This is a genomic window from Allobosea sp. 05T433 (assembly GCF_056396065.1).
The window spans coordinates 29,288-51,774 of the sequence record NZ_JBFTKS010000034.1 but is presented as its reverse complement, the minus strand read 5'-3'; the positions used below and the strand labels follow the sequence as shown (position 1 = coordinate 51,774).

The 22,487-nt window shown below is 66.0% G+C and carries 24 protein-coding genes; 16 read left to right on the top strand and 8 right to left on the bottom strand.

The window, feature by feature from the left end; all coding sequences use genetic code 11:
- The first annotated feature begins 455 nt into the window (after positions 1–455).
- Both AC1DGP_RS30535 and AC1DGP_RS30530 read left to right on the top strand, forming a co-directional pair.
- Positions 456–2,480, top strand: coding sequence for a peptidoglycan DD-metalloendopeptidase family protein (locus AC1DGP_RS30535; RefSeq protein WP_476832928.1), 2,025 nt, complete (start codon positions 456–458; stop codon positions 2,478–2,480).
- Between the two features lie 134 nt (positions 2,481–2,614).
- The gene (locus AC1DGP_RS30530; RefSeq protein WP_441493326.1) at positions 2,615–3,532 is read left to right on the top strand and encodes an AEC family transporter; all 918 of its coding nucleotides are present in this window, start codon (positions 2,615–2,617) and stop codon (positions 3,530–3,532) included.
- A gap of 89 nt (positions 3,533–3,621) precedes the next feature.
- Here AC1DGP_RS30530 and gluQRS read toward each other — a convergent pair whose 3' ends face one another.
- Positions 3,622–4,518 (bottom strand): tRNA glutamyl-Q(34) synthetase GluQRS, encoded by an 897-nt coding sequence (gluQRS, locus tag AC1DGP_RS30525; protein ID WP_441508256.1) that lies wholly within the window; start codon positions 4,516–4,518, stop codon positions 3,622–3,624.
- A 119-nt stretch (positions 4,519–4,637) separates the two neighbouring features.
- On the opposite strand from gluQRS, the gene AC1DGP_RS30520 reads away from it, so the two are divergent.
- Positions 4,638–5,279, top strand: coding sequence for a DNA-3-methyladenine glycosylase family protein (locus tag AC1DGP_RS30520; protein WP_441508255.1), 642 nt, complete (start codon positions 4,638–4,640; stop codon positions 5,277–5,279).
- Positions 5,280–5,349: 70 nt separating this feature from the next.
- On the opposite strand, the gene AC1DGP_RS30515 is transcribed toward AC1DGP_RS30520, so the two are convergent.
- Positions 5,350–6,135 carry an HpcH/HpaI aldolase family protein gene (locus AC1DGP_RS30515; RefSeq protein ID WP_113513399.1) on the bottom strand — a complete coding sequence of 262 codons (786 nt, stop codon included), beginning with the start codon at positions 6,133–6,135 and terminating at the stop codon, positions 5,350–5,352.
- A 162-nt stretch (positions 6,136–6,297) separates the two neighbouring features.
- Positions 6,298–6,621 (bottom strand): DUF1476 domain-containing protein, encoded by a 324-nt coding sequence (locus AC1DGP_RS30510; protein ID WP_113513401.1) that lies wholly within the window; start codon positions 6,619–6,621, stop codon positions 6,298–6,300.
- Positions 6,622–6,930: 309 nt separating this feature from the next.
- Between AC1DGP_RS30510 and purC the strand changes: the two genes are divergently transcribed.
- The 4 genes from purC (at position 6,931) to purQ (ending at position 9,354) form a co-directional block, all read left to right on the top strand.
- Positions 6,931–7,728: a phosphoribosylaminoimidazolesuccinocarboxamide synthase gene (gene purC, locus AC1DGP_RS30505; RefSeq protein ID WP_043242352.1), complete on the top strand. Its 798-nt coding sequence runs from the start codon at positions 6,931–6,933 to the stop codon at positions 7,726–7,728.
- Positions 7,729–7,742: 14 nt separating this feature from the next.
- On the top strand, positions 7,743–8,327 hold the full coding sequence (locus tag AC1DGP_RS30500; protein ID WP_441508254.1) for a hypothetical protein: 585 nt from the start codon (positions 7,743–7,745) through the stop codon (positions 8,325–8,327).
- 84 nt (positions 8,328–8,411) lie between these two features.
- The gene (gene purS / locus AC1DGP_RS30495) at positions 8,412–8,654 is read left to right on the top strand and encodes a phosphoribosylformylglycinamidine synthase subunit PurS (RefSeq protein WP_043242342.1); all 243 of its coding nucleotides are present in this window, start codon (positions 8,412–8,414) and stop codon (positions 8,652–8,654) included.
- 4 nt (positions 8,655–8,658) lie between these two features.
- Positions 8,659–9,354, top strand: coding sequence for a phosphoribosylformylglycinamidine synthase subunit PurQ (purQ, locus tag AC1DGP_RS30490; RefSeq protein WP_441493322.1), 696 nt, complete (start codon positions 8,659–8,661; stop codon positions 9,352–9,354).
- Between the two features lie 69 nt (positions 9,355–9,423).
- Here the strand turns inward: purQ and AC1DGP_RS30485 are convergent, their stop codons facing one another.
- The 5 genes from AC1DGP_RS30485 to ccmA all read right to left on the bottom strand — a co-directional run bounded on the left by AC1DGP_RS30485 (position 9,424) and on the right by ccmA (position 12,356).
- Positions 9,424–10,020, bottom strand: a complete 597-nt coding sequence (locus AC1DGP_RS30485) for a DsbE family thiol:disulfide interchange protein (protein ID WP_084651247.1) — start codon at positions 10,018–10,020, stop codon at positions 9,424–9,426.
- Positions 10,017–10,190, bottom strand: coding sequence for a heme exporter protein CcmD (gene ccmD / locus AC1DGP_RS30480; RefSeq protein ID WP_476832927.1), 174 nt, complete (start codon positions 10,188–10,190; stop codon positions 10,017–10,019). Before ccmD ends, AC1DGP_RS30485 begins: the two co-directional genes overlap by 4 nt.
- Positions 10,187–10,945 (bottom strand): heme ABC transporter permease, encoded by a 759-nt coding sequence (locus AC1DGP_RS30475; protein WP_476832926.1) that lies wholly within the window; start codon positions 10,943–10,945, stop codon positions 10,187–10,189. The genes ccmD and AC1DGP_RS30475 overlap by 4 nt, the downstream gene beginning before the upstream one ends.
- Before the next feature lie 89 nt (positions 10,946–11,034).
- Positions 11,035–11,703 carry a heme exporter protein CcmB gene (gene ccmB, locus AC1DGP_RS30470; RefSeq protein ID WP_441493319.1) on the bottom strand — a complete coding sequence of 223 codons (669 nt, stop codon included), beginning with the start codon at positions 11,701–11,703 and terminating at the stop codon, positions 11,035–11,037.
- Positions 11,700–12,356, bottom strand: coding sequence for a heme ABC exporter ATP-binding protein CcmA (ccmA, locus tag AC1DGP_RS30465; RefSeq protein ID WP_476832925.1), 657 nt, complete (start codon positions 12,354–12,356; stop codon positions 11,700–11,702). Before ccmA ends, ccmB begins: the two co-directional genes overlap by 4 nt.
- Before the next feature lie 195 nt (positions 12,357–12,551).
- Here ccmA and acnA point away from each other — a divergent pair, with 195 nt between their 5' ends.
- The 9 genes from acnA to AC1DGP_RS30420 all read left to right on the top strand — a co-directional run bounded on the left by acnA (position 12,552) and on the right by AC1DGP_RS30420 (position 22,485).
- The gene (gene acnA, locus AC1DGP_RS30460) at positions 12,552–15,251 is read left to right on the top strand and encodes an aconitate hydratase AcnA (RefSeq protein WP_476769371.1); all 2,700 of its coding nucleotides are present in this window, start codon (positions 12,552–12,554) and stop codon (positions 15,249–15,251) included.
- Positions 15,252–15,472: 221 nt separating this feature from the next.
- Entirely contained in the window at positions 15,473–15,754 is a 282-nt protein-coding gene (locus AC1DGP_RS30455) for an acyl carrier protein (protein ID WP_043242327.1), read from the top strand.
- A gap of 146 nt (positions 15,755–15,900) precedes the next feature.
- On the top strand, positions 15,901–16,362 hold the full coding sequence (locus AC1DGP_RS30450) for a 3-hydroxyacyl-ACP dehydratase FabZ family protein (protein WP_069878634.1): 462 nt from the start codon (positions 15,901–15,903) through the stop codon (positions 16,360–16,362).
- A gap of 1 nt (position 16,363) precedes the next feature.
- Positions 16,364–17,494: a beta-ketoacyl-ACP synthase gene (locus tag AC1DGP_RS30445; protein WP_476832924.1), complete on the top strand. Its 1,131-nt coding sequence runs from the start codon at positions 16,364–16,366 to the stop codon at positions 17,492–17,494.
- Between the two features lie 10 nt (positions 17,495–17,504).
- The gene (locus AC1DGP_RS30440) at positions 17,505–18,788 is read left to right on the top strand and encodes a beta-ketoacyl-ACP synthase (RefSeq protein ID WP_441493315.1); all 1,284 of its coding nucleotides are present in this window, start codon (positions 17,505–17,507) and stop codon (positions 18,786–18,788) included.
- Complete coding sequence (locus AC1DGP_RS30435) at positions 18,785–19,531, top strand: SDR family NAD(P)-dependent oxidoreductase (RefSeq protein WP_476832923.1); 747 nt, start codon at positions 18,785–18,787, stop codon at positions 19,529–19,531. The genes AC1DGP_RS30440 and AC1DGP_RS30435 overlap by 4 nt, the downstream gene beginning before the upstream one ends.
- Positions 19,532–19,570: 39 nt before the next feature.
- Positions 19,571–20,593, top strand: a complete 1,023-nt coding sequence (locus tag AC1DGP_RS30430; RefSeq protein ID WP_113513425.1) for a zinc-binding dehydrogenase — start codon at positions 19,571–19,573, stop codon at positions 20,591–20,593.
- 103 nt (positions 20,594–20,696) lie between these two features.
- Entirely contained in the window at positions 20,697–21,677 is a 981-nt protein-coding gene (locus tag AC1DGP_RS30425) for a lipid A biosynthesis lauroyl acyltransferase (RefSeq protein WP_441493313.1), read from the top strand.
- A gap of 67 nt (positions 21,678–21,744) precedes the next feature.
- Positions 21,745–22,485, top strand: coding sequence for a DUF1223 domain-containing protein (locus AC1DGP_RS30420; protein ID WP_476832922.1), 741 nt, complete (start codon positions 21,745–21,747; stop codon positions 22,483–22,485).
- Positions 22,486–22,487 lie beyond the last annotated feature (2 nt).

The window sequence follows — 22,487 nt, the reverse complement described above, 5'->3', positions numbered from 1 at the left end:
TGTCTTCAGTTTTCAAACAGCGGTGCGTCTAACAAAGACAAGCAGGCCAACCGATCTCTCGGCTACAAGGCCCGAAGCTCTCATGAAGCGCAGTAGAGCGGCCCCGCCAGCGGCGGCGCCGTCTCGATGGCTGCGTTATAGGCCCCACCCTCTCACCCTGTCAACGCCAAAACAAAACTTTTCCGACAGTTCGATGACTTTTTGTCCCGGCTCGCCGATCCCGACTTTATCCATCGCGCGCGTACGAGCGCGGCGCGCGCCCTACGTGCGTGGCGCCCGCAAAGAGCCGTAATCGACGGCCAAAGCCCCGCAGCGGCTCCGACCGCGGATTGATTCCGGGCTGCGACCCGGGCATGGTCGGAACCAGGCGCGTACGCGTGCAGCAGATGCGGCTTCTTCGGAATTCCGGCCCGCCCGGGCACCGGACCAGGATCAGGATTCTCTGACGACCAGCGATGAACGCCCATCCCGAGCTCAGCACGCCAGCAGAACCGCTATCGCCGGAAGCCGCCGCGCTTCTGGTCGATCTCGGTATCGAGCCGCCGATCCGGCCGGATGGTGCTCCGCATCAGGCGTTGGACCGGCGTGGCGTCTCGCTGCGCTGGTTGGCCGCCTGCGCGCTGGTCGGCTCCTGCGGCGCAGCCCTGCTCGGTGGGGCGATCCTGGTCTCGACCCGCGGGGATACGAGTTTCCCCGAGCAGCCCGAAATGGTGACCGCGCGCGGCCCGTCCTCTGCCGGCCTGGGTGGCGGGGCGCGCAAGGCGGACAAGCTGGTGGCGGACCAGCCTGTCATGGCGGCCCGACACAGCGCTCGCGCGCCCATGTCCCAACGCGTCGGTGACCGTGAGGTCATCCGCGTGCGCCCCTTCGTACGGCTTGCCTCCAACCTGTCGCTGACTACCGGCGTCTACGCGACGAGCATCCCGCCCTTCAATCCGCTGCGCCTGTTTGCGGAAGGTGGCCAGCCCGCCGAGCGCTATGCCGAACCGGCCGGCGACATGCCGGATGCCGATGTCACCATCGTCAAGCGCGACCTCACCACGATCGCGATTCCGCCCGCGCGCCCACGCCTCGGCGACCCCGACGTGATCAAGCAGGTCGAGGAAGAGCGCGCCAACCAGGCCGTGGCGGGCCGGCAACGCCCCTTGCCGATCCCACCACAGCTGATGCTCAGCCGCACGCTGGGCGGCGGTGCGGCGCCCAGCGCCACGAACGATCTTCTTGCCTATTCTCCGGCCACGGACACGCGCTTCTCCGGCATCGAGGTGCGCGTCGTCCCTGAAAATGTCACCAACGCACTGAAGACGCCCATCCCCGCATCCCGCGAGCCGCTTGTCGAGGACAAGCTGCTGATCACCCGGCGCGGCGAGAATTTCGAACAGGTCATGCGCAATGCCGGAGCTCCGGCCGAGCAGATCAGGGCGATGATCCAGGCCTTCAGCGGCAAGGTGCGCGTTGCCGCCTTGCCGGATGGCCAAGTCCTGCAAGCGCTGTTTGCACCCGGTCCGCGGCCAGGCGATCCGCGCCAGATCGTTCGCGTCTCGCTGCTCACCAACGGCCAGCCCGAGGCGACGATTGCGGTCAACGACCAGGGCGCTTTCGTTCCGGTCTCGCTGCCGAAGCAGGWGATCGTCGGCACGCCCCGCAGGGCAACCACGGAAGACGAAGAGGACGAGGAGGATACCGGCGGCGCTAGGCTCTATGAGAGCCTCTACGAGACCGGATTGCGCCACGACCTGCCGCGCCCGATGATCGACGAGCTGGTTCGGATTTTCTCCTACGACCTGGACTTCCAGCAGCGCGTGCGCGGCGGCGACAATCTCGAGGTGATCTTCACCGAGGACGAGGAAGGCGAGCGCGGTGAAATCCTGTCGGCAACGCTCACCATCAACGGCGATACCCGCCGGGTCTTTCGCTATCAGTCCCCTGAAGACGGCCTGATCGACTATTTTGACGAGGAAGGTCGCTCGCTGAAGAAGTTCCTGCTGCGCAAGCCGATCACCGATGCCGAGATGCGCTCCGGCTTCGGCATGCGCTACCACCCGGTCATGCGCTATTCGAAGATGCATACCGGCGTCGACTGGGCCAACCGCATCGGCACGCCGATCCTGGCCGCCGGCAACGGCACGGTGATCAAGGCCGACTGGGCCTCCGGCTACGGTCGGCGGATCGAACTCCAGCACGCGAACGGGTATGTCACGACCTATTCGCACCAGTCGGGTTTTGCCAAGGGCATCGCTGCCGGTGTGAAAGTGCGCCAGGGCCAGGTCATCGGCTATCTCGGCAATACCGGCCTCTCCACCGGACCGCATCTGCACTACGAGGTCATGGTCAACGGCAACTTCGTGAATCCGATGAAGATCCGCGTTCCGCGAGGACGCGAGCTCGAAGGCAAGACGCTGGCCGAGTTCAAGCGCCAGCGCGACGAGATCCAGGGCTTGATCGTGCGCTCGGGCGGCGTGCTGGCCCAGGCGCGCTAGTGCCCTCGCGGGACTGACCGAAAACGCGGCACGGCCATGCCGCTATTTGCGCCACCGCTTCCTTGACTTTGCCTGCTGCAAGACCGATCGCGAGGGGCGCCTTCCCGCTCCCGCTCATCGAATCTGTCGCGCCGATGCTCTCCTCCCTGCTTGTCGTCCTGCCCGTCTTCGGCCTGATCGGCCTCGGCTATGTCGCCCGCTGGACGAAGCTGGTCCGCGAGACGACCGGCGAAGGTCTTTCCGACTTCGTCTTCGTTCTGGCCGTGCCCTGCCTGCTGTTCCGGACGCTGGCCAAGGCCGACATCCCGGCGAGCCAACCCTGGGGCTACTGGATCTCCTATTTCACCGGCCTCACCATCGTCTGGGCCCTGGCCATGCTGATTGCGCACCGCGTCTTCAGCCGTAAGGGACCGGAGTTGGTGGTCTCGGGCTTCGCCGCGGCCCAGTCCAACACGGTCTTCGTCGGCGTGCCGATGATCCTGAAGGCCTATGGCGATGCCGGCGCGGTGCCGCTCGGCCTGCTGCTGGCGATCCACCTGCCTGTGACGATGACGGCGGCAACCCTGCTCGCCGAGGGCCGCTCGGCGTCGCTGAAGATGATGGCCCGCAGGCTCTTCACCCATCCCATCATCATCGGCATCCTGCTCGGCTCGGCGGTGCGGCCGGTGATCGGCTTCATCCCAGCCCCGGTCTGGACATTGGTCGACCTGCTCGCCGGTGCCGCGGTCCCTTGCGCCTTGATCAGCCTCGGCATCGCCATGCGGCGCTACGGGCTGGAATCGGGTCTCGGTCTGCCGGCCGTATTGAGCGCCCTCAAGCTCGGCCTTCACCCGCTGATCGTCTATCTGCTGGCGACCCGCGTCTTCGAGATGCCGGCGCACTGGTCAGGCGTCGCAGTGCTCTTCGCCGCCTGCCCCTGCGGGATCAACGCCTATCTCTTCGCCGAGCGCTATCGGCAGGGTGTCGCCGATGCCTCGAGCGCGATCGCGCTCTCGACCATGCTCTCGCTCTTTACCACCGCGGCCTGGCTGACCTGGCTCGGCGTCGGCTGAACCGCCGATGCATCGGCCCAAAAAATGGGTTGCCGCTTTCGGGCCGATCCAAACATAGCCCGCGGACCGGATATGGGATCCGGCCCGATCTAGGCAAAGCCGAGCCGCGCGCGGATGTCTGCGGCCGTAACACCCTGTGCCCTCAGCTCCGCGAGGCCTTCCGACATCCGGCTCTTGGCGAGCTTCTGGCCGGTCTCGTCCTGCAACAACCGATGGAAGTGGTAACGCGGCACCGGCAGGTCGAGCAGGTGTTGCAGCACGAGATGGATATCGGTCGCCGCTTCGAGATCCCGTCCGCGCACGACGTGCGTGACGCCCTGAAGCGCGTCATCCGCGACTACGGCAAGGTGGTAGCTGGTCGGCACGTCCTTGCGTGCCAGAACCACATCCCCCCAGCGCGCGGGAGCAGCCGCTACACGCGTCACTCGCCCATCCTCATCGAAGAGCGGATACCCGACCTCCCCGCCGATCCCTGCCGCCGCCCGCCCCATCGCCAGCCGCAACACATGGGCCTCGCCGCTCGCCGCGCGCTTGCCCGCGTCATCGGGAAGCAGCGCGCAGCAAGTCCCGGGATAGAGCGGCGATCCGTCGGGATCGCGCGGCCAGGGCCGGCCCGCCTCTGCTTCCTTGACCTCCACTGCACGCATGATCTGCCCGCGCGAGCAGAAGCAGGGATAGATCAGCGCCTTCGCCTGCAGCCGGCCGAGCGCGGCGCGATAATCGTCGAAATGTTCGGACTGCCGGCGGATGGCGGCGTCGAAGCGGATGCCGAGCCAGGCGAGATCGTCATGGATGCCTTGCTCGAATTCCGGCCGACAGCGCGCGACGTCGATATCCTCGATGCGCAGCAGCAGCCTGCCGCCCAATCGCTTGGCCAGGCGCTCGTTCATCAGCGCCGAGAAAGCGTGGCCGAGATGTAGCCGGCCGTTCGGGCTGGGCGCGAAACGAAACACCGGTCTGTCGCAATCGCGTGAGGACGTTGCCATGGGCCCTCTCTATGGTCTGGCCATGACTGGGCCAAGTCTTCAGGAATGCCTAAGTCTTCGGACACAGCCAACTCTCCTGACGCGCGCGCACTGCCACCATCCCGGTTCAAGAAGCGACGATGACCAGAATCACCTGTGACGCCGACCTCGAAGAGGGCATGGCCGCGCTCCGCCCGCTTCACCCGAGCTGGAGCGCCATCATCGACCGGACCGGCCTGCCGCCGCTGCGTCGCCGCGAGGGCGGCTTCAAGGGGCTGGCAACGATCATCGTGGCGCAGCAGCTTTCGGTGGCGAGCGCGCGCGCCGTCTGGACCCGGGTCGAGTCGGTCCTGACGCCGCTCACGCCGGAGCGCGTGCTCGCTGCAAGCGATGAGGATATGCGGCTGTCCGGTCTCTCGCGGCCGAAGCAGCGCACCCTGCGCGCCGTTGCCGCGGCAATGGTCGACGGAACGCTCGACCTGGGGTCTCTGGAGGGCGGTACGCCGGAATATATCCACGAGCACATGACCGCCGTCTCCGGCATCGGACCCTGGACCGCGGATATCTATCTGTTGTTCTGCCTCGGACACCGCGACGGCTTCGCAGCCGGCGATCTCGCCATCCAGGAGGCTGCACGCGTCGCCTTCGGCCTCGATGCCCGCCCGAAACCGGGCGAGCTGCAGGAGATGGCCGAGGCCTGGCGCCCCTGGCGCGGCGTGGCAGCCAGACTGCTCTGGGCCTACTACGCCGCGCTGAAGCGCCGCGAGGGGATCAACGCCTAAAGCATCGGCCCGCGAAGTGGAGTGCGGCTTTCGGGAAAGCCGATGCGAATACAGAAGGTTGGATCGGACCTTAGCCGCGAACCACTTTGAGCGCGGCCTGAGCGGCCGCGCGCAGGAAGCCCGAATCGCTCATCACGGTGACAAGCCTGGCTCCCATCTCGACACCCTCCTTCGCCCTCTCGGCGGTGGCGGCATAGAATGCGACCGGCTTGTTCACGGCAGACGCACGGGCCACGATGTGACGCAGGGCCTCGTCGACCTCCTTCGCCGAGGCGTTGACCGACGCTCCGCCGGACAATGCGATCGAAAGATCGGATGGGCCAACGAACAACGCGTCGATGCCTTCAAGCGCCAGAATATCGTCGAGAATCGCCATGGCCTCGCGCGTCTCGATCATCGCGAAGGTCATCGAGAAACGATTGGCGGCCTTGAGATAGCTATTGGCATCGAGCCCCGAAGCGCCCAGGCCGCCATAGCTGCCCCAGCTGCGTTCTCCGAGCGGCGGATACTTGGCATAGGCCGCCAGACGGCGCGCATCCTCCATGGTGTTGATCATCGGCGCGATCACGCCCGAGACGCCGGCATCGAACAGCTTCGACACGTTCTGGAATTCGCCAACCGCGATCCGCGCCAGAGCAGGCTTTCCGGCCGCATTGATCAGCGGGATCGCCCGGATGACCTCGCCAAGCGTGATCGGCCCGTGCTGCATGTCGAGCGTGACGGCGTCAAAACCTTCCTGCGCGAGCACTCCGGCAATGCTCGGATCGGGAAGCCCGCACCAGGCAGACAGGAGCGTATCGCCCTTGGCGAGACGATCGGCGAGCGAGGACAGGACGGTTGGCTTGGCGGAAGACATCGGCGTTTTCATCCGGTTGAGCCCGCTCTTGAGACACGGCGGGACGAGGACAGTGGGCAGCAAACTCGCACAAAAACAAACGGGCGCTCATGCGCCCGTTTCAACCACGTCCTGCGTTTGGTGAACCGGCCATGCCGATTCACGTGAAACAGGGATTCGCCACTAGCGCCCGGCCTGGACTTCCTCTGCGGCCCTGATCAGGAGCTCGGTCATCACGCGGCGAATCTCCTCGTCCGCAACCGCGACGCTCGCAGTTGCGAAATCGGACCTCACCTTGCGCAGCACGTCATCGTCGCCGGCCTCCTCGAAATCGGCCAAGACTACGGACTTAGCGTAAGCGTCCGCTTCAGCGCCGCTCTTGCCGAGCTTCTCGGCTGCCCAGAGGCCGAGAAGCTTGTTACGCCGGGCCGTCGCCTTGAAGCGCAGCTCCTCGTCGAGGGCGAACCTGTTCTCGAAGGCATCCTTGCGCTGATCGAATGTCGTCATGCGGGTTAAGTCCTCTTGCGGGCTCCGGGTGGCTTCTCCAAGCGATATAGGGTGCCGCAGCGCCCAGGGCCAGCGCGGATTGCAATCTGGCGATCGGGCCCTTCGCCCGGTTTGTTGCGTTTGCAGTGCAGAAGCGCCATATAGCGGTCGCGAGGGTGGCCGATTGGGCTATGCTCGCTTTGAACCGGACCAATCCGCAATCCAGGCCGATCGCGTCCGAGCGCAGATCTAAGGCGAGGCTTGCGAAGGACCGGCGGAACAGGGGCCACGATCCCGCCGCGGGCAACCGCGACCAGAGAAAGGCCGATTTTGGATTTCCTCAAGCCACGGTACATCCCGATGAATCGCCGCCGTCGCATTTACGAAGGCAAGGCGAAGGTCCTCTATGAGGGACCGGAGCCCGGTACGCTGATCCAGCACTTCAAGGACGACGCCACCGCCTTCAACGCCAAAAAACATGAGGTGATCGACGGCAAGGGCGTCCTGAACAACAGGATCTCCGAGCACATCTTCTCCAATCTCAACGATATCGGCGTGCCGACGCATTTCATCCGTCGGCTGAACATGCGCGAGCAGCTGATCCGCGAGGTCGAGATCATTCCGCTCGAGGTGGTGGTGCGCAACGTCGCCGCCGGCTCGCTCTCGACTAAGCTCGGTCTCGAAGAGGGCACGCAGCTGCCGCGCTCGATCATCGAGTTCTATTACAAGAACGACGCGCTGAACGATCCGATGGTCTCGGAAGAGCACATCACCGCCTTCGGCTGGGCGACGCCCCAGGAAATCGACGACATCATGGCGCTTGCCATCCGCGTCAATGATTTCCTCTCCGGCTTGTTCCTCGGCGCCGGCATCCGCCTCGTCGACTTCAAGATGGAATGCGGCCGGCTCTGGGAAGGCGAGATGATGCGCATCGTCGTCGCCGACGAGATCAGCCCGGATTCCTGCCGGCTCTGGGACATCAAGTCCAAGGACAAGATGGACAAGGACCGCTTCCGTCGCGACATGGGTGGGCTGATCGAGGCCTATACCGAAGTGGCCCGCCGCCTCGGCATCATGGGCGAGAACGAAAAGGCCGGCCCTGCCGCCGGACCTCGCCTGGTGCAGTGAGCACTGGCGGAGCCGTGACAGCGAATTGGAAACGGGAGCGCCTGCGCTCCCGTTTGCTTTTGGCTGCGCTGCTCGGCGGCCTGAGCCTGCTCACCGCCTGCAGCAACCATTTCGGACCCGGCCTTGCCGAGCTGGCGGCCGATCGGGGCTGGCAGCCGCTGCCGATCGGCTCCTGGGTCGTCAATGACGGCCTCGAGCCCCGTACCATCGTCTATTGCGCCGGCGCGCCCTGCCTGCGCCCCGCTGTCGCAGCCTTGATCGCCGTTGAAGGCCGCAAGGCCGACGAGTTCGAACGAGGCCTCGCCACCGACCCAGCCCGTCTGGCGCGTGAATTCTCGAAGCCGGTCGATGCTGCAAAGGGCGCGAAGCCCAGGCCCACAGCGGCCACGGTCAAGAGCACCACCAGCGTTTCCCGCTTCGATGGCGGCGGTCCGTCCGGATTGCTCGTCGAAATTCGCGGCAAGGGCGAGACCGGACTGCTTGCGGCAACCGCGATCCTCTATGGCAGGGAAGCCGGCAAGCTCGTCATGGCGATCGCGGTCAGCAACGATGCCGAGGCCGCGCAAAACTATGCACGCGCCGCCTGGCGCAGCCGCTGATTCGCCGTGAAGCCCTGACATGTGGTTGAGCCCGAACCGATTCGCCGCTAAGGCACCCCGCAGAAGCCCTGCCCGGAGAGCACAATGAAAGCCCGCGTCACCGTCACCCTCAAGAACGGCGTGCTCGATCCGCAGGGCAAGGCGATCGAAGGCGCTCTGAAATCGCTCGGCATCGACGGTGTCGGCTCGGTGCGTCAGGGCAAGGTCTTCGACATCGAGTTCACCGCCGGCGACAAGGCCGCCGCCGAGAGCGCGCTCAAGGATGCCTGCGAGAAGCTGCTCGCCAACACCGTCATCGAGAATTACCGCGTCGAAATCGGAGCGTGAGACGATGAAAGCCGCCGTCGTCACTTTCCCCGGATCCAATCGCGAGGGTGATGTCGCCACTGCCCTGCGGCAGGCCGGTGCCACCGTCACCCATGTCTGGCATGCGGACACGGAGCTTCCGGCCGGCACGGATCTCGTCGTGCTGCCGGGCGGCTTCTCCTATGGCGACTATCTGCGCTGCGGCGCCATCGCCGGCCGGGCCCATATCATGGATGCGACGCGAGCCCATGCGGCGCGCGGCGGCTATGTGCTCGGCATCTGCAACGGCTTTCAGATCGCCTGCGAAGCGGGGTTGCTCCCGGGTGTCCTTGCCCGCAACGCCAATCTGAAATTCGTCTGCAAGCGCCAGCATCTCACCGTCGAACGCGCTGATACCGCCTTCACCCGTGCCTACACCAAGGGCCAGGTCATCGATGTCTGCATCGCCCATGGCGAAGGCAACTATATCGTTGATCCCGAGACCTTGGCGCGCCTCGAAGGCGAGGGCCTGGTGGCCTTCCGCTACGCCGACGCCGACGGTCAGGTCACCGCCGAAGCCAACCCCAATGGTTCGCTGAACGGCATTGCCGGCATCTACTCGCCCGGCTTCAATGTGCTCGGATTGATGCCGCATCCGGAAAACCTGATCGATTCGCTCACGGGCGGCACCGATGGGCGCGGCATGTTCGAGAGCCTGATCAGCGGCAAGAAGGCAGCCTGACCGGCTCGCTCCCCGTCATGCTTGGGTTTGGCCCGGCATGACGGATACGACCGGGCCGGGCGGCCCGGCTCACTTCGCCAGCGAAGCCGCCTTCGCCAGCAGCTTCTGCGCGCTGTTCACATCGAGCGCGCCGACATGCTTGTCGACGATCCGCCCGTCCGGGCCGATCAAGAAGGTTTCCGGCACGCCATAGACGCCCCATTCGATTGCGCCACGGCCGGCGCGATCGACGCCCACGGCAGAATAGGGATTGCCGAGCGCTCCCAGGAAGCGGCGGGCATTCTCGGCCTCGTCCTTGTAATTCAGCCCGACCACGGCGACCTTGCCCTGCTTGACCACGGGCGCCTCAGCCATCGCGACAAGATGCGGGTGCTCGACGCGGCAGGGCGCGCACCAGCTCGCGAAGACATTGACGATGGTGGCCCGCCCCTTGGCCAGGTCGGCCATGGTGAAGGCCGGGACTGGCTGCCCGTCGCGCTGCAACCCTTCGAGCGCGGTCAGCGCGATCGTCGGAGCCGGCTTGCCGATCAGCGCCGATGGAACCTTGCTGGCATCCCCGCTGAACAGCCCGACCAGGAAGACCAGGGACAGCCCGGCAAACAGGATCAGGGGAATCAGGAAAACCAGCGGCGAGCGCCGGCCTGGCGCGCTCTCGACCTCGCTCACGACAATGCCTTCCCGGAACGGCGGCCGGCGCCGCGCTGTTCCAGCGCGTCGAGAGCCTGCCTTTGCGCGCGGTGATCGCGCCAGGTCATCAGAATCAGCCCGCCGAGGATCATCACGACAGACGCATAGGCGATCAGGATGTAGCCGGCATGCGGCCCAAACGCGCTCATACCGCGACCTCCGCCGCCAGCCGGTCCAGCCTCTCGGCCTCGAAGATCGTCAGCGTCCGGACCCGGCGGCGCATGATCTCGGCCCGCATGGCGACGAGATGCAGCGCCAACGCCAGCAGCGTGAAGCCGACTGCCAGGATCAGGAGCGGCCAGAGCATGGCGGGATGAATGGTCGGCCCGCCGGCGCGGAAGACCGATGCCGGCTGGTGCAGCGTATTCCACCAGTCGACCGAGAACTTGATGATCGGCACATTGACGAAGCCGACCAGTGTCAGGATCGCCACTGCCCGCCCGGCGCGCGAGGGATCGTCGAGCGTGCGCCACAGCGCCATGATGCCGAGATAGACCAGGAAGAGCACGAGCACCGAGGTGAGCCGCGCATCCCAGACCCAATAGGTCCCCCACATCGGCTTGCCCCAGAGAGCCCCCGTGATCAGGCAGATCAGCGCGAAGCAGGCTCCGATCGGAGCCGCCGCCTTCTGCGCCACATCCGCAAGCGGATGGCGCCAGACCAGGGTGCCCAGTGCCGAGACCGCCATCATCGAGTAGAACATCAGCGCGAGCCAGGCAGCCGGCACATGCACGAACATGATGCGGATGGTTTCGCCCTGCTGGTAATCCGCCGGCGCGACGAAAAAGGCGAGATAGAAGCCGACGGCAAGCAGCAACGCGGCCGCGCCCCCAAGCCAGGGCAGCAGCCGGCTCGACAGGCGCATGAAACGCGTCGGATTTGCCAGTTCGATCAGGCTAGCCATGCGGCCCTTTTGCTCTTCATTTGACGAGTGAGGATGTAGCAACCGGCTTCACGCTTCACAATCGCAGCCGATGGCCATGGCGTCGCAGCCTATTCCGCCTGCCGGAGCGCCGCAGCAGCGGCGATGGTGCCGATAACGAGCGTCGCGAGCGACAAGGCGCACAGAATCAGAAACGGCGTCAGGAAGGGCACCGTGCCGCCAAGCGCGCTGTTGGAAGCCGAGACGCCGAAGATCAGCACGGGCACCGTCAGCGGCGCGACGAGGATCGGCAGGATCAGGCCGCCCCGCTTGAGGCCGGCCGTCAGCGCGGCTCCCGTGGCGCCGATGAAACTCAGCGCCGGCGTCCCGACCAGAAGCGTCCCGGCGACCGGCAGCATCGCCTCGGCGGGAAGCGCGACCAGCAGGCCAAGCAGCGGAGCAGCCAGCGCCAGCGGCAGGCCGGTCGTCAGCCAATGGGCGAGCCCCTTGGCCAGTACGGCGAGTTCCAGGGGCAGGGCGGAGGCTCGGATCAGGTCGAGAGAACCGTCCTCCTCATCGCCCTGGAAGAGCCGGTCGAGCCCGATCAGGGTCGCAAGCAACGCTCCGAGCCAGAGAATGGCCGGGCCGATCCGCGAGAGCAGATTGAGATCGGGCCCGAGCGCAAAGGGCACCAGCACGACCAGCGTCAGGAAGAACACCAGCGCGAGCTCCCCGCCTCCGCCGGCACGGGCCGCCAGGGCGAGGTCGCGTTTCAGGATCGCCAGGAAAGCTCCGCTCACGGCCCGATCCTCATCTCGCGCGCCGTTTCCAGGCCAAGCGGGCCATGCGTCGCCGCCAGGATCGCGCCGCCCGCATCGAGATGGGCCTGCATCAGCCCGATCAGCATGCGTTGGGAGGCCGTATCGAGCGCCGAGGCCGGTTCATCGAGCAGCCAGAGCGGCCGTCGTGAAACCAGGAGCCGTGCCAGCGCGACGCGCCGGCGCTGCCCGGCCGAGAGATAGCCGACCGGCAGAGCCGCGACATGCGGCAAACCGATAGCGGCAAGCGCCTCATCGGCGGCGAGCCCGGGCTCGCCGAGCAGGGCCTGGACGAAATCGAGATTCTCGCGCGCCGTCAGCGCCGTTTTCAATCCGTCGCGATGACCGACGAGATGGATCTGCTCCATCAGGGGCGCATCGCCGATGCCGGTTACTCGCAAAACTCCCCCGGCGGGCCGCAACCGCCCGCAGATCATGGCGATCAGGCTCGACTTGCCGGCGCCGTTGCGGCCGGTGAGCGCAATCGCCTCCCCGCTCCCGAGCGTGAAGTCCAGCTTTTCGAAAACCAGTCGCCCGCCTCGGCGGCAAGCCAGGTCTTCGGCGCTCAGCGTGAGTGGGGCGTAGGAAAACTGCGTCAAGGCCAGGGCATCTTCCCGTGCGTCAGAAGCTGCCACGCACGCGTTTCGTTCATGTAGCGGGCTTCTTGGAATTGATCTATAGAACGCTCGGCTACGCCGCACGCCGATCCGGCGCGGGGCTCGGGCACTCCCGGGGCGGCGCGCGCGTCATGCGCATTAGGCCTTCGATCTCGCCTGCCCGCAAGGGCGACCGAATCGCGACCGCAACCCCTTGATCAGGATTATGCCCGCATGGCTAACCAGGATTCCTTCAAGTCCCGCAAGACGCTCGACGTCGGCGGCAAGAGCTACGTCTATTACTCCCTGCCCGACGCCGAGGCGAACGGCCTTCCCGGCATTTCGAAGCTTCCCTTCTCCATGAAGGTTCTGCTCGAGAACCTGCTGCGCTTCGAGGATGGCCGCTCGGTCACCAAGACCGACATCGAGGGCTTCGTTGCCTGGCTGTCCGACAAGGGCAAGGCCGGCAAGGAGATCGGCTTTAGGCCCGCACGCGTGCTGATGCAGGATTTCACCGGCGTTCCGGCAGTGGTCGACCTGGCCGCGATGCGCGATGGCGTCGTCGCGCTCGGCGGCGATCCGGCCAAGATCAACCCGCTCGTCCCCGTCGACCTCGTCATCGACCATTCGGTCATCGTCGACGAGTTCGGCACGCCCAAGGCCCTCTCGCAGAATGTCGAGCTGGAATATGAGCGCAACGGCGAGCGCTACCGCTTCCTGAAATGGGGCCAGGGCGCCTTCGACAATTTCCGCGTCGTCCCGCCCGGTACCGGCATCTGCCATCAGGTCAATCTCGAATACCTCGCCCAGACCGTCTGGACCCGGACCGAGACGATCGACGGCAAGGAGGTCGAGGTCGCCTATCCCGACACCGTCGTCGGTACCGATTCGCACACCACCATGGTCAACGGCCTGGCCGTGCTCGGCTGGGGCGTGGGCGGCATCGAGGCCGAGGCTGCCATGCTCGGCCAGCCGCAGTCCATGCTTCTGCCCGAGGTCATCGGCTTCAAGCTCACCGGCTCGCTGCGCGAAGGCATCACCGCGACCGACCTCGTGCTGACCGTCACCCAGATGCTGCGCAAGAAGGGTGTCGTCGGCAAGTTCGTCGAGTTCTTCGGCCCCGGCCTCTACAACCTGACGCTCGCCGACCGCGCCACCATCGCCAATATGGGCCCGGAATACGGTGCAACCTGCGGCTTCTTCCCGGTCGACGCCGAAACGATCGACTATCTCACCACCACCGGCCGCAAGTCGGATCGGATCGCGCTGGTCGAGGCCTACAGCAAGGCACAGGGCCTGTTCGCCACCATCGAGACGCCGGACCCGGTCTTCACCGACACGCTGGAACTCGACCTGACCACGGTCCAGCCTTCGATGGCCGGCCCGAAGCGCCCCGAGGGCCGCGTCGACCTCGGCGCCGTCGCCAAGGGCTTCGCCGCAGCGATGGACACCGAATACAAGAAGGGCGCCGAGATTGCCCGCCGGGTTCCCGTCGAAGGCCGCGCCCATGATCTCGGCCATGGCGATGTCGTCATTGCCGCCATCACCTCCTGCACCAACACCTCGAACCCCTCGGTGCTGATGGCCGCGGGCCTGCTCGCCCGCAACGCGGTCGCCAAGGGCCTGACGGTGAAGCCCTGGGTCAAGACCTCGCTTGCCCCCGGCTCGCAGGTCGTGGCGGAGTATCTCGCCAAGTCCGGCCTCCAGACCGACCTCGACACGCTCGGCTTCAACCTGGTCGGCTTCGGGTGCACCACCTGCATCGGCAATTCCGGTCCCCTGCCGGGCCCGATCTCGAAGGCGATCAATGATCAGGGCCTGATCGCGGGCGCCGTGATCTCCGGCAACCGCAATTTCGAAGGACGCGTCTCGCCGGACGTGCAGGCGAACTACCTCGCATCGCCGCCGCTGGTCGTCGCCTATGCGCTCGCCGGCAGCGTCCAGAAGGACCTGACGACCGAGCCGCTCGGCACGGGCAAGGACGGCCAGCCCGTCTTCCTGAAGGACATCTGGCCCTCCAACAAGGAGATCCAGAGCTTCATCGCCCAGAACGTCACGCGCGCCATCTTCGAGGCGAAATATGCCGACGTGTTCAAGGGCGACCAGCACTGGCAGGACGTGAAGACCCCGGAGAGCCAGACCTACGCCTGGGACGATGCCTCGACCTATGTGCAGAACCCGCCCTATTTCCAGGGCATGGGCAGGAAGCCTTCGCCGGTCACCGAGATCGTCGGCGCGCGCATCCTCGGCCTGTTCGGCGACAAGATCACGACCGACCACATCTCGCCGGCCGGTTCGATCAAGGCCGCCTCGCCGGCGGGCAAGTACCTGACCGAGCACGGCGTCGCCGTCGCCGACTTCAACCAGTACGGCACGCGGCGCGGCAATCATGAGGTGATGATGCGCGGCACCTTCGCCAATATCCGCATCCGCAACCACATGATGGGGCCGAACGGGCGCGAGGGTGGCTACACCATCCACTATCCCAGCAAGGAAGAGCTGCCGATCTACGACGCGGCCATGCGCTACCAGGAGGAGAAGGTGCCGCTGGTCATCTTCGCCGGCGTCGAATACGGCAACGGCTCCTCGCGTGACTGGGCGGCGAAGGGCACCAACCTGCTCGGCGTCAAGGCCGTGATCGCGCAGAGCTTCGAGCGCATCCATCGCTCGAATCTCGTCGGCATGGGCGTTGTCCCCTTCACGCTTGCGGAAGGCACGAGCTGGGCCTCGCTGGGCCTGAAGGGTGACGAGAGCGTCACCATCAAGGGGCTGGCTACGGTCAAGCCGCGCCAGATGCTGGAGGCGGAGATCACCTTCGCCGACGGCACGCTCAAGAATGTCCCGATTCTCTGCCGCATCGATACGCTGGACGAGCTCGATTACTTCAAGAACGCCGGCATCCTGCACTACGTGCTGCGCGGCATCGCGGCGTAGTCCGCGCCCTGCCCTGGCTCCGTCTGACGGGGCCGGGGACATCGACATGCAGGGCCGGCCTCTGGCCGGCCCTGTTTCGCCTTGCGGCGCCTCCAGTTGTCCTCGCGCAGGCGTAGGTGTAATGGGGCGTCACAGCCATCCTTGGCGGGGGGCTTGGGGCAGGCGCGCGCCAGCGCGCCCGGATGTCCGCCGCCACAATCCAAGACGACGGGAGCACCCGCATGTCCGCCACGTTCGAGACGGTCGCCGGTATCATTTCGGAGACCTGCGATATTCCTCGCGAGAAGATCACGCCCCAGAGCCACGCCATCGAAGACCTCGGCATCGACTCGCTGGCTTTCCTCGACATCGCCTTCGCGATCGACAAGGCTTTCGGCATCAAGTTGCCGCTCGAGCAGTGGACCCAGGAGGTCAACGAAGGCAAAGCGCCGGCCGAGCAGTATTTCGTGCTTGAGAACCTGTGCCAGCGCATCGACGACCTCGTCGCCGCCAAGAAGGCCTGAATTTCGCTCGCAGGGCCGCCGCTTCGATGAATTCGCGAGGCGGCCTTGAGACGGACACCCTCTCCCGATAGAGCATGATGCAGCCGAGCCGGGCGTTCCCTCGCCCGCTCGGCGCATCTGTTGCTCGCCACCCGGTCAGGACCCGCATGCGCCTCGAATATTTCGACATGATCGACACGGTCGTGACCTTCGATCCGTCGCAGAAGCGCATCGCCACACGTTCGACCGTGCCGAGCGCGAGCCCCGTTTTCGAGGGGCATTTCCCCGGCCACCCGCTTGTTCCCGGCGTGCTCCTCACCGAGACCATGGCCCAGGCTTCCGGCTATCTTCTGCTCGCTCTCAACCAGTTGCAGCAGATGCCGTTCCTGATGATGGTCGACAAGGCGCGCTTCCGCACCTTCGTCGAACCTGATGCGGTGCTGGATGTCAGTGCAGAGCTCGTTCACGAAGGCTCGGGCTACGCCGCCACCAAGGCAAGAATCGCGATCGACGGCAAGCCGATCTGCGATGCCGAGCTGCGTTTCCGCCTGATGCCGTTCCCGGCCGACATGCGGACGTTGATGGAGCAACGGATCGCGGCGATCGGCCTCGTCCCGGAACGGAACTGACATGATGCGTGACGTCGTCATCACTGGCATCGGCCTGGCCTCCAGCCTGGGCGAAGGCATCGAGACGCATGCAGCGGCTCTGGCCTCCTCCGTTGCACCGGTCGTCGATACCGAGAGTTTCGCGCCCTATCCCGTGCACCGGCTGAAGCCGCTCGAACTCGATCGGCAGATTCCGAAGAAATCCGACCAGCGCCAGATGGAGCCATGGCAGCGGCTTGGCGTCTATGCCGCAGGTCTTGCCCTCGATGCTGCCGGCCTGAAGGACGACGTCGAAGCCAAGAGCGAGCTCCAGGTCATCGTCGCGGCCGGTGGTGGCGAACGCGATCATGCTGTCGATTCCGCGATCCTGACCGGCTTGCGCGGCGCGAACCAGCCTGGCGCCTTCCTGAACGAGCGGCTGATGGGCGACCTGCGCCCGACGCTCTTCCTGGCGCAGCTCTCCAATCTTCTCGCCGGCAATATCGCGATCGTCCACGGCGTCACCGGCGCTTCGCGCACCTTCATGGGCGAAGAGCAGGCCGGCGTCGACGCGATCCGCACCGCCCATGCCCGCGTCGCCTCCAGCCAGGCAGACGTGATGCTGGTGGGCGGCGCCTACAATGCCGAGCGTCGCGACATGCTGCTGCTGCTCGAAGCCGGTGGCTATTTGCGCAAGGGTGATTTCGCACCCGTCTTCGAACGGCAGGATGCGCCGGGACTGATCACCGGCAGCGCCGCAGCGTTCCTCGTCCTCGAATCAGCCGAGCGCGCCAAGGCGCGTGGCGCCAAGGTTCTGGCCGGCCTCAGCCATGTCGCGGCCGCCCGCGCGCGCCGCAGCGAGCAGGGCGCGGTCGAGGCCACATTGCGCAAGCTGGTTGCCGGCTTCGGCGCAGTGTCGTCTTCAGCCCTCGTCATCTCGGCGGCGACCGGCGCAGCCGGCGTCACCGGCGAAGAGGCATCGGCCATCGCCAACCTGCCCGCCGCCAAACGCATTGCCACAGGCGATCTCGTTGGCCACAGCCTCGAGGCTGCATTCCCCATTTCGGTTGCCCTTGCCGCCATCGCCCTTGCCAATGGCCAGGCAAGCGAAGCGATCGTCACCGGCGCCGGCCATTGGCGCGGAGAAGGCGCGGCGCGCCTCGTGAAAGCGTGAGGATATCGCCATGAGCGCACAGCATCGCGACTCCAAGGGCCGCCCCGTCGTCGCCGTCACCGGACTGGGTGTCGTCACCTCGCTCGGCCAGGGCAAGCAGACCAACTGGGAGGCGCTGACCGCCGGGCGCTCGGGCATCCATCGCATCGAGCGCTTTCCGATCGACGGGCTGCGCACGACCATCGCCGGCACGGTCGATTTCCTCTTCGATGCGCCTTTCACGGCGCCTCAGCTTTCCGAGAAGCTCGCGACGCTTGCCGCAGAGGAGGCCGTGAGCCAAAGCGGGCTCGGCTCGGACGGTGATTTTCCCGGCGAACTCTTCATGGCCGTTCCTCCGGTCGAGATGGAATGGCCGCAGAAGCAGGAACTGGCGCAAGCCATCGACGGCGACGTCGATTATGACGGATTGCTGCGCGCCGCCGCCGCGCACAAACACAAGCCGATGCATGAGCTCTTCCTGTTCGGAGGCGTCGCCGATCACATCGCCGATCGGTTTGGGACCCGAGGTTCGCCGATCTCGCTCTCGACCGCCTGCTCGTCGGGCGCAACCGCCATCCAAATGGGCGTGGAGGCGATCCGGCGCGGCGAGACGAGCGCGGCGCTGTGCGTCGGCACTGACGGCTCGGTCCATGCCGAGGCGCTGATCCGCTTCTCCCTGCTCTCGGCATTGTCGACGCAGAACGATCCGCCGGAAGGCGCGTCCAAGCCCTTTTCCAAGAACCGCGACGGTTTCGTCATGGGCGAAGGGGCCGGGGCGCTGGTTCTCGAGGATTACGACCACGCCCTGGCGCGTGGCGCGACCATCCTCGGCATCGTCGCCGGTTGCGGCGAGCGTGGCGACGGCTTCCACCGCACGCGTTCGAGCCCGGACGGCAAGCCCGCGATCCTCGCCATGCAGGATGCACTGGCCGATGCCGGGCTGACGCCGGACGATGTCGACTACATCAACGCGCACGGCACCTCGACGCCCGAGAATGACAAGATGGAGGCGATGAGCTGCTCCGCCGTCTTCGGCGAGCGCATGGCGCGCCTGCCGATCTCCTCGAACAAGTCGATGATCGGCCATACGCTCACAGCCGCTGGTGCAGTCGAGGCGGTGATCTCGCTTCTGACCATCGCCAATGGCCGCATCCCGCCGACGATCAACTACAACCTGCCAGACGCTGCCATTGCCCTCGATGTCGTGCCGAATACGGCGCGCGACGCCAAGGTCAGGACCGTCATCTCCAATTCCTTCGGTTTCGGCGGGCAAAACACCTGTCTCGTGCTGACCGCCCCCCCGGAGGCGGCATGACCCGCATTCTCGTCACCGGCGGCGCCAAGGGCGTTGGCGCCGAGATCGTGCGCGCGCTCGCAGCCGCAGGGCATGATGTCGATTTCACCTATCGGTCATCGGCCGATCAGGCGCTGGCGCTGGCAGCCGAGATCGGCGCGGCACATCCCAGCCAGGCCGTTCGCGCGCTGCCGCTCGATCTCGCCGACAAACCAGCCCTGGACACATTCTGCGAGGCGGTCGAGGGCGACAGCTATTTCGGCTTCATCCACAACGCCGGACAACCCTACGACTCGCTCGCAGCGATGATGGTGCAGGACAAGGCCGAAGCGATCATGCAGGTCAATTTCTGGGCCTTCACGCGTCTTGCCAAGAGCCTGATGCGCGGCATGCTGCGCGCCCGCAGCGGACGCATCGTCGCGATCGGTTCCGTGGCCGCGCTGCGCGGCAATCCGGGCAACGCCGCCTATGCCGCCTCGAAGGGCGCGCTGATTTCCTACGCCAACACCCTGGCCGTCGAAACCGGCAAGCGCGGCGTCACCGTCAACGTGATCGCGCCGGGCTTCATCGATACCGACATGATGGCCCCCTACGCCGCCTATCGGGAAAAGATGGAAAGCCAGATCCCCGCCGGCCGCTTCGCGAAGCCCGAGGAGATCGCCGGGCTCGCCACCTTCCTGATGAGCCCCCCGGCCGGCTATATCACCGGCACCGTCCTGCCGATCGATGGTGGCCTGACGGCACAGCTCGGCGTGCATCGCTGAGCGCGCTCAGCCGGCAGATGCGTATTTGAAAGGCTCGACATGCGTTCCCTCCAGCTCTTCGGCGACCGTGACCTGCGCCTGACCGAAATCGACCCGCCGCCGCCACCCGCCGCCGGCGAGGTGCAGATTCGCGTGCGCGCCGTCGGTCTGAACTATCTCGATGTCTGGGGTTTCCGCGGCATGGCCTTCGCCAAGCGCAAGATGCCTCAGGCGGCCGGTGTCGAGGCCGCAGGCGAGGTTGTGGCTGTCGGCGAAGGTGTCAGCCGTTTCCGGGAGGGCGACACCGTCACCATGTACGGCGCCGAGACCTGCGGCCACTGCAAGGCCTGCCGCGAGGGTCGCGACAATCTCTGCGAGAATGTCGCCGGCATCATGGGCTTCCATATCGACGGCTTCGCCCGCGAGCTGATCAACCGGCCCGAGCGCCTCGTGATCAAGGCTCCGAAGGGCGTGTCCTTCGAGGAGGCCGCCTGCGCGCCGATCGGCTTCGGCACGGTGCAGCACATGCTCTTCGACAATGCCAAGCTGGAGCCGGGTGAATCCATTCTCGTTCACGCCGGCGGCTCCGGCATCGGCACCGCCGCGATCCTGATGGCCAAGGCGATCGGCTGCACGGTCTACACCACCGTCGGCGACGACGAGAAGGGTGCCAAGGCCAAGGCGCTCGGCGCCGATTTCGTGGTCAACTACAAGACCGAGCGCTTCGAGGGCGAAGTGCGCCAGCTCACCAAGCGCAAGGGCGTCGATGTCGTCTTCGAGCATGTCGGTGCCGATACCTGGAATGGCTCGCTGCTTTGCCTAAAGCGCGGCGGCAGGCTCGTCACCTGCGGCGCAACGTCGGGCCCCTCGACCACGATGAACCTGATGCAGCTCTTCCAGCAGCAATACCGGATCTTCGGCTCCTTCGGCTGCCGCATCGAGAACATCGCGCAGTCGCTGGAGAAGATGGCGGGCGGCATGAAGCCGGTGATCGACTCGGTCTTCCCACTCGAGGATTTCGAGAAGGGGCTCGCCCGACTCGAGGGCCGCAAGGTCTTCGGCAAGGTCATTGTGGCCTTCTGAGCCCGGAATTCGCGCGCCAGACTTGACCGGCGCGTATTCCTGACGCAAGTCGCGCGGCTGGCGCCGGGCCTTTCCGGCTCTTCGGAAAGAGGCCCTCGCGGCATTGAGACGTTTGAAGCACTTCGCGGGCCGGCTCGTTGCGGCCGTCATGATCGGCCTGATCCGGGCTCTGTTCGGTTTCCTGCGCCTGCTCGGGCCGGAACGCGCCAGTGATCTCGGAGGCTGGCTGCTGCGCAGCGTCAGCCCGCTGATCCCCGTCAATCGCGTCGCACTGGCCAATATCCGTGCCGCCTTCCCGGAGAAGAACGAGGCCGAAGTCCGGACGATCGCGCGGGGAGCCTGGGAGAATCTCGGCCGCACCGCTGCCGAGTACGCGCATCTCAAGACCCTCTTCGACTATGACGACGACAACCGGGATGCTCCCTCGCGGGTCGAGGTCTCCGGCATCGAGCATTTCGTCGCGCTGAAGGATGACGAGAAGCCAGGACTGATCTTCTCGGCGCATCTCGCCAACTGGGAGCTCCCGGCGATCTGCGCCGCGGCCTACAAGCTCGACACAACCGCGGTCTTCCGCGCGCCGAATGACCCGGCGATCGCCAACGTGGTGCACGAGATTCGCTCCGGCGCCATGGGCGGGCTTGCCGCGGCGAAGCAGGGCGCTGCCTTCGCGATGCAGGGCGTGCTTGAGAAGGATGGCCATCTCGGCATGCTGATCGACCAGCATTTCACCCGGGGCGTGGTGATCCCCTTCCTGGGCCGCCCGGCCCTGACCAACCCGATCCTCGGCAAGTTCGCACGCCGGTTCGACTGCCCGGTCCACGGCGTGCGGGTCATCCGCCTGCCGGGGCAGCGCTTCCGGCTGGAACTGACGCCACCGCTCGACCTGCCCCGCGACGAAGCCGGCGAGATCGATGTCACGGGCGCCATGGCGATGATGACCGCGGTGGTGGAAGGCTGGGTGCGCGAGCACCCTGAGCAATGGCTCTGGATGCATCGGCGCTGGCGCCCGAACATGATCAAGGCGGCTGCGCTGGCGAATTACGGGGATACGACCTGGCCACAGCCCAAATTCAAGGCAACGTGATTTCCAAGTGAGGCTTATTGAGCGCTTTGGTAACGTCTCGCAGTCAGCTTGAAGCCGAGTTTCGAGAATGACCCGCCGGTTACGCGCCTTTTCTGCCTTCCTTGCTGCCCTTGCGTTTGGCGGCGCGACAGCGCTTGCCCAGACGCCGGCCAAGCCGCCAAGGGCGGTGATCGAACTTTTCACCAGCCAGGGCTGCTCATCCTGCCCCGCGGCCGACGCCCTCTTCGTCGAGTTGGCCAAGGACCCGAGCCTGATCGCCCTCACCATGCCGGTGACCTATTGGGATTATCTCGGCTGGAAGGACACGCTCGGCCAGGACGTTTTCAGCAAGCGCCAGAAATATTACGCCAAAGGTCGCGGCGACGGCCAGATCTACACGCCTCAGGCTGTGATCAACGGCGCTTCGCACATGGTCGGCTCCGACAAGGCCCTGATCGAGCAATCGCTCAAGGAGCACGCGAGCCCGGCGCTTCCGGTCTCCGTCACCCTGTCCGAAGCCTCCGGCCACCTGAGCATCAAGCTCGATCCCACCGGAACCGGCAGCGAGCGTGGCGGCGGTGTCTGGCTGGTGCCGATCTCGCGCCTTGTCACGGTGCCCATCGAACGCGGCGAGAACAAGGGCAAATCGGTGACCTACGCCAATGTCGTGCGCGGCATCGTCAAGGTTGGCGAATGGACCGGGGCGGCCACGACGATGTCGGTCCCGCTCGCGGCGACACAGCTTCCGAATGCCGACGCTTATGTCGTCCTGGTGCAGGGCGACCAGCCCAATCGGGTGATCTTGGGCGCCGCACGCAGCCCGCGCTGAGG

Coding starts and splice junctions, on each gene's coding strand:
- AC1DGP_RS30530 (WP_441493326.1), top strand. CDS start 2,615: ATGCTCTCCTCCCTGCTTGTCGTCCTGCCCGTCTTCGGCCTGATCGGC.
- gluQRS (WP_441508256.1), bottom strand. CDS start 4,518: ATGGCAACGTCCTCACGCGATTGCGACAGACCGGTGTTTCGTTTCGCG.
- AC1DGP_RS30520 (WP_441508255.1), top strand. CDS start 4,638: ATGACCAGAATCACCTGTGACGCCGACCTCGAAGAGGGCATGGCCGCG.
- AC1DGP_RS30515 (WP_113513399.1), bottom strand. CDS start 6,135: ATGTCTTCCGCCAAGCCAACCGTCCTGTCCTCGCTCGCCGATCGTCTC.
- AC1DGP_RS30510 (WP_113513401.1), bottom strand. CDS start 6,621: ATGACGACATTCGATCAGCGCAAGGATGCCTTCGAGAACAGGTTCGCC.
- purS (WP_043242342.1), top strand. CDS start 8,412: ATGAAAGCCCGCGTCACCGTCACCCTCAAGAACGGCGTGCTCGATCCG.
- purQ (WP_441493322.1), top strand. CDS start 8,659: ATGAAAGCCGCCGTCGTCACTTTCCCCGGATCCAATCGCGAGGGTGAT.
- ccmD (WP_476832927.1), bottom strand. CDS start 10,190: ATGAGCGCGTTTGGGCCGCATGCCGGCTACATCCTGATCGCCTATGCG.
- AC1DGP_RS30475 (WP_476832926.1), bottom strand. CDS start 10,945: ATGGCTAGCCTGATCGAACTGGCAAATCCGACGCGTTTCATGCGCCTG.
- acnA (WP_476769371.1), top strand. CDS start 12,552: ATGGCTAACCAGGATTCCTTCAAGTCCCGCAAGACGCTCGACGTCGGC.
- AC1DGP_RS30455 (WP_043242327.1), top strand. CDS start 15,473: ATGTCCGCCACGTTCGAGACGGTCGCCGGTATCATTTCGGAGACCTGC.
- AC1DGP_RS30450 (WP_069878634.1), top strand. CDS start 15,901: ATGCGCCTCGAATATTTCGACATGATCGACACGGTCGTGACCTTCGAT.
- AC1DGP_RS30445 (WP_476832924.1), top strand. CDS start 16,364: ATGATGCGTGACGTCGTCATCACTGGCATCGGCCTGGCCTCCAGCCTG.
- AC1DGP_RS30440 (WP_441493315.1), top strand. CDS start 17,505: ATGAGCGCACAGCATCGCGACTCCAAGGGCCGCCCCGTCGTCGCCGTC.
- AC1DGP_RS30435 (WP_476832923.1), top strand. CDS start 18,785: ATGACCCGCATTCTCGTCACCGGCGGCGCCAAGGGCGTTGGCGCCGAG.
- AC1DGP_RS30430 (WP_113513425.1), top strand. CDS start 19,571: ATGCGTTCCCTCCAGCTCTTCGGCGACCGTGACCTGCGCCTGACCGAA.
- AC1DGP_RS30420 (WP_476832922.1), top strand. CDS start 21,745: ATGACCCGCCGGTTACGCGCCTTTTCTGCCTTCCTTGCTGCCCTTGCG.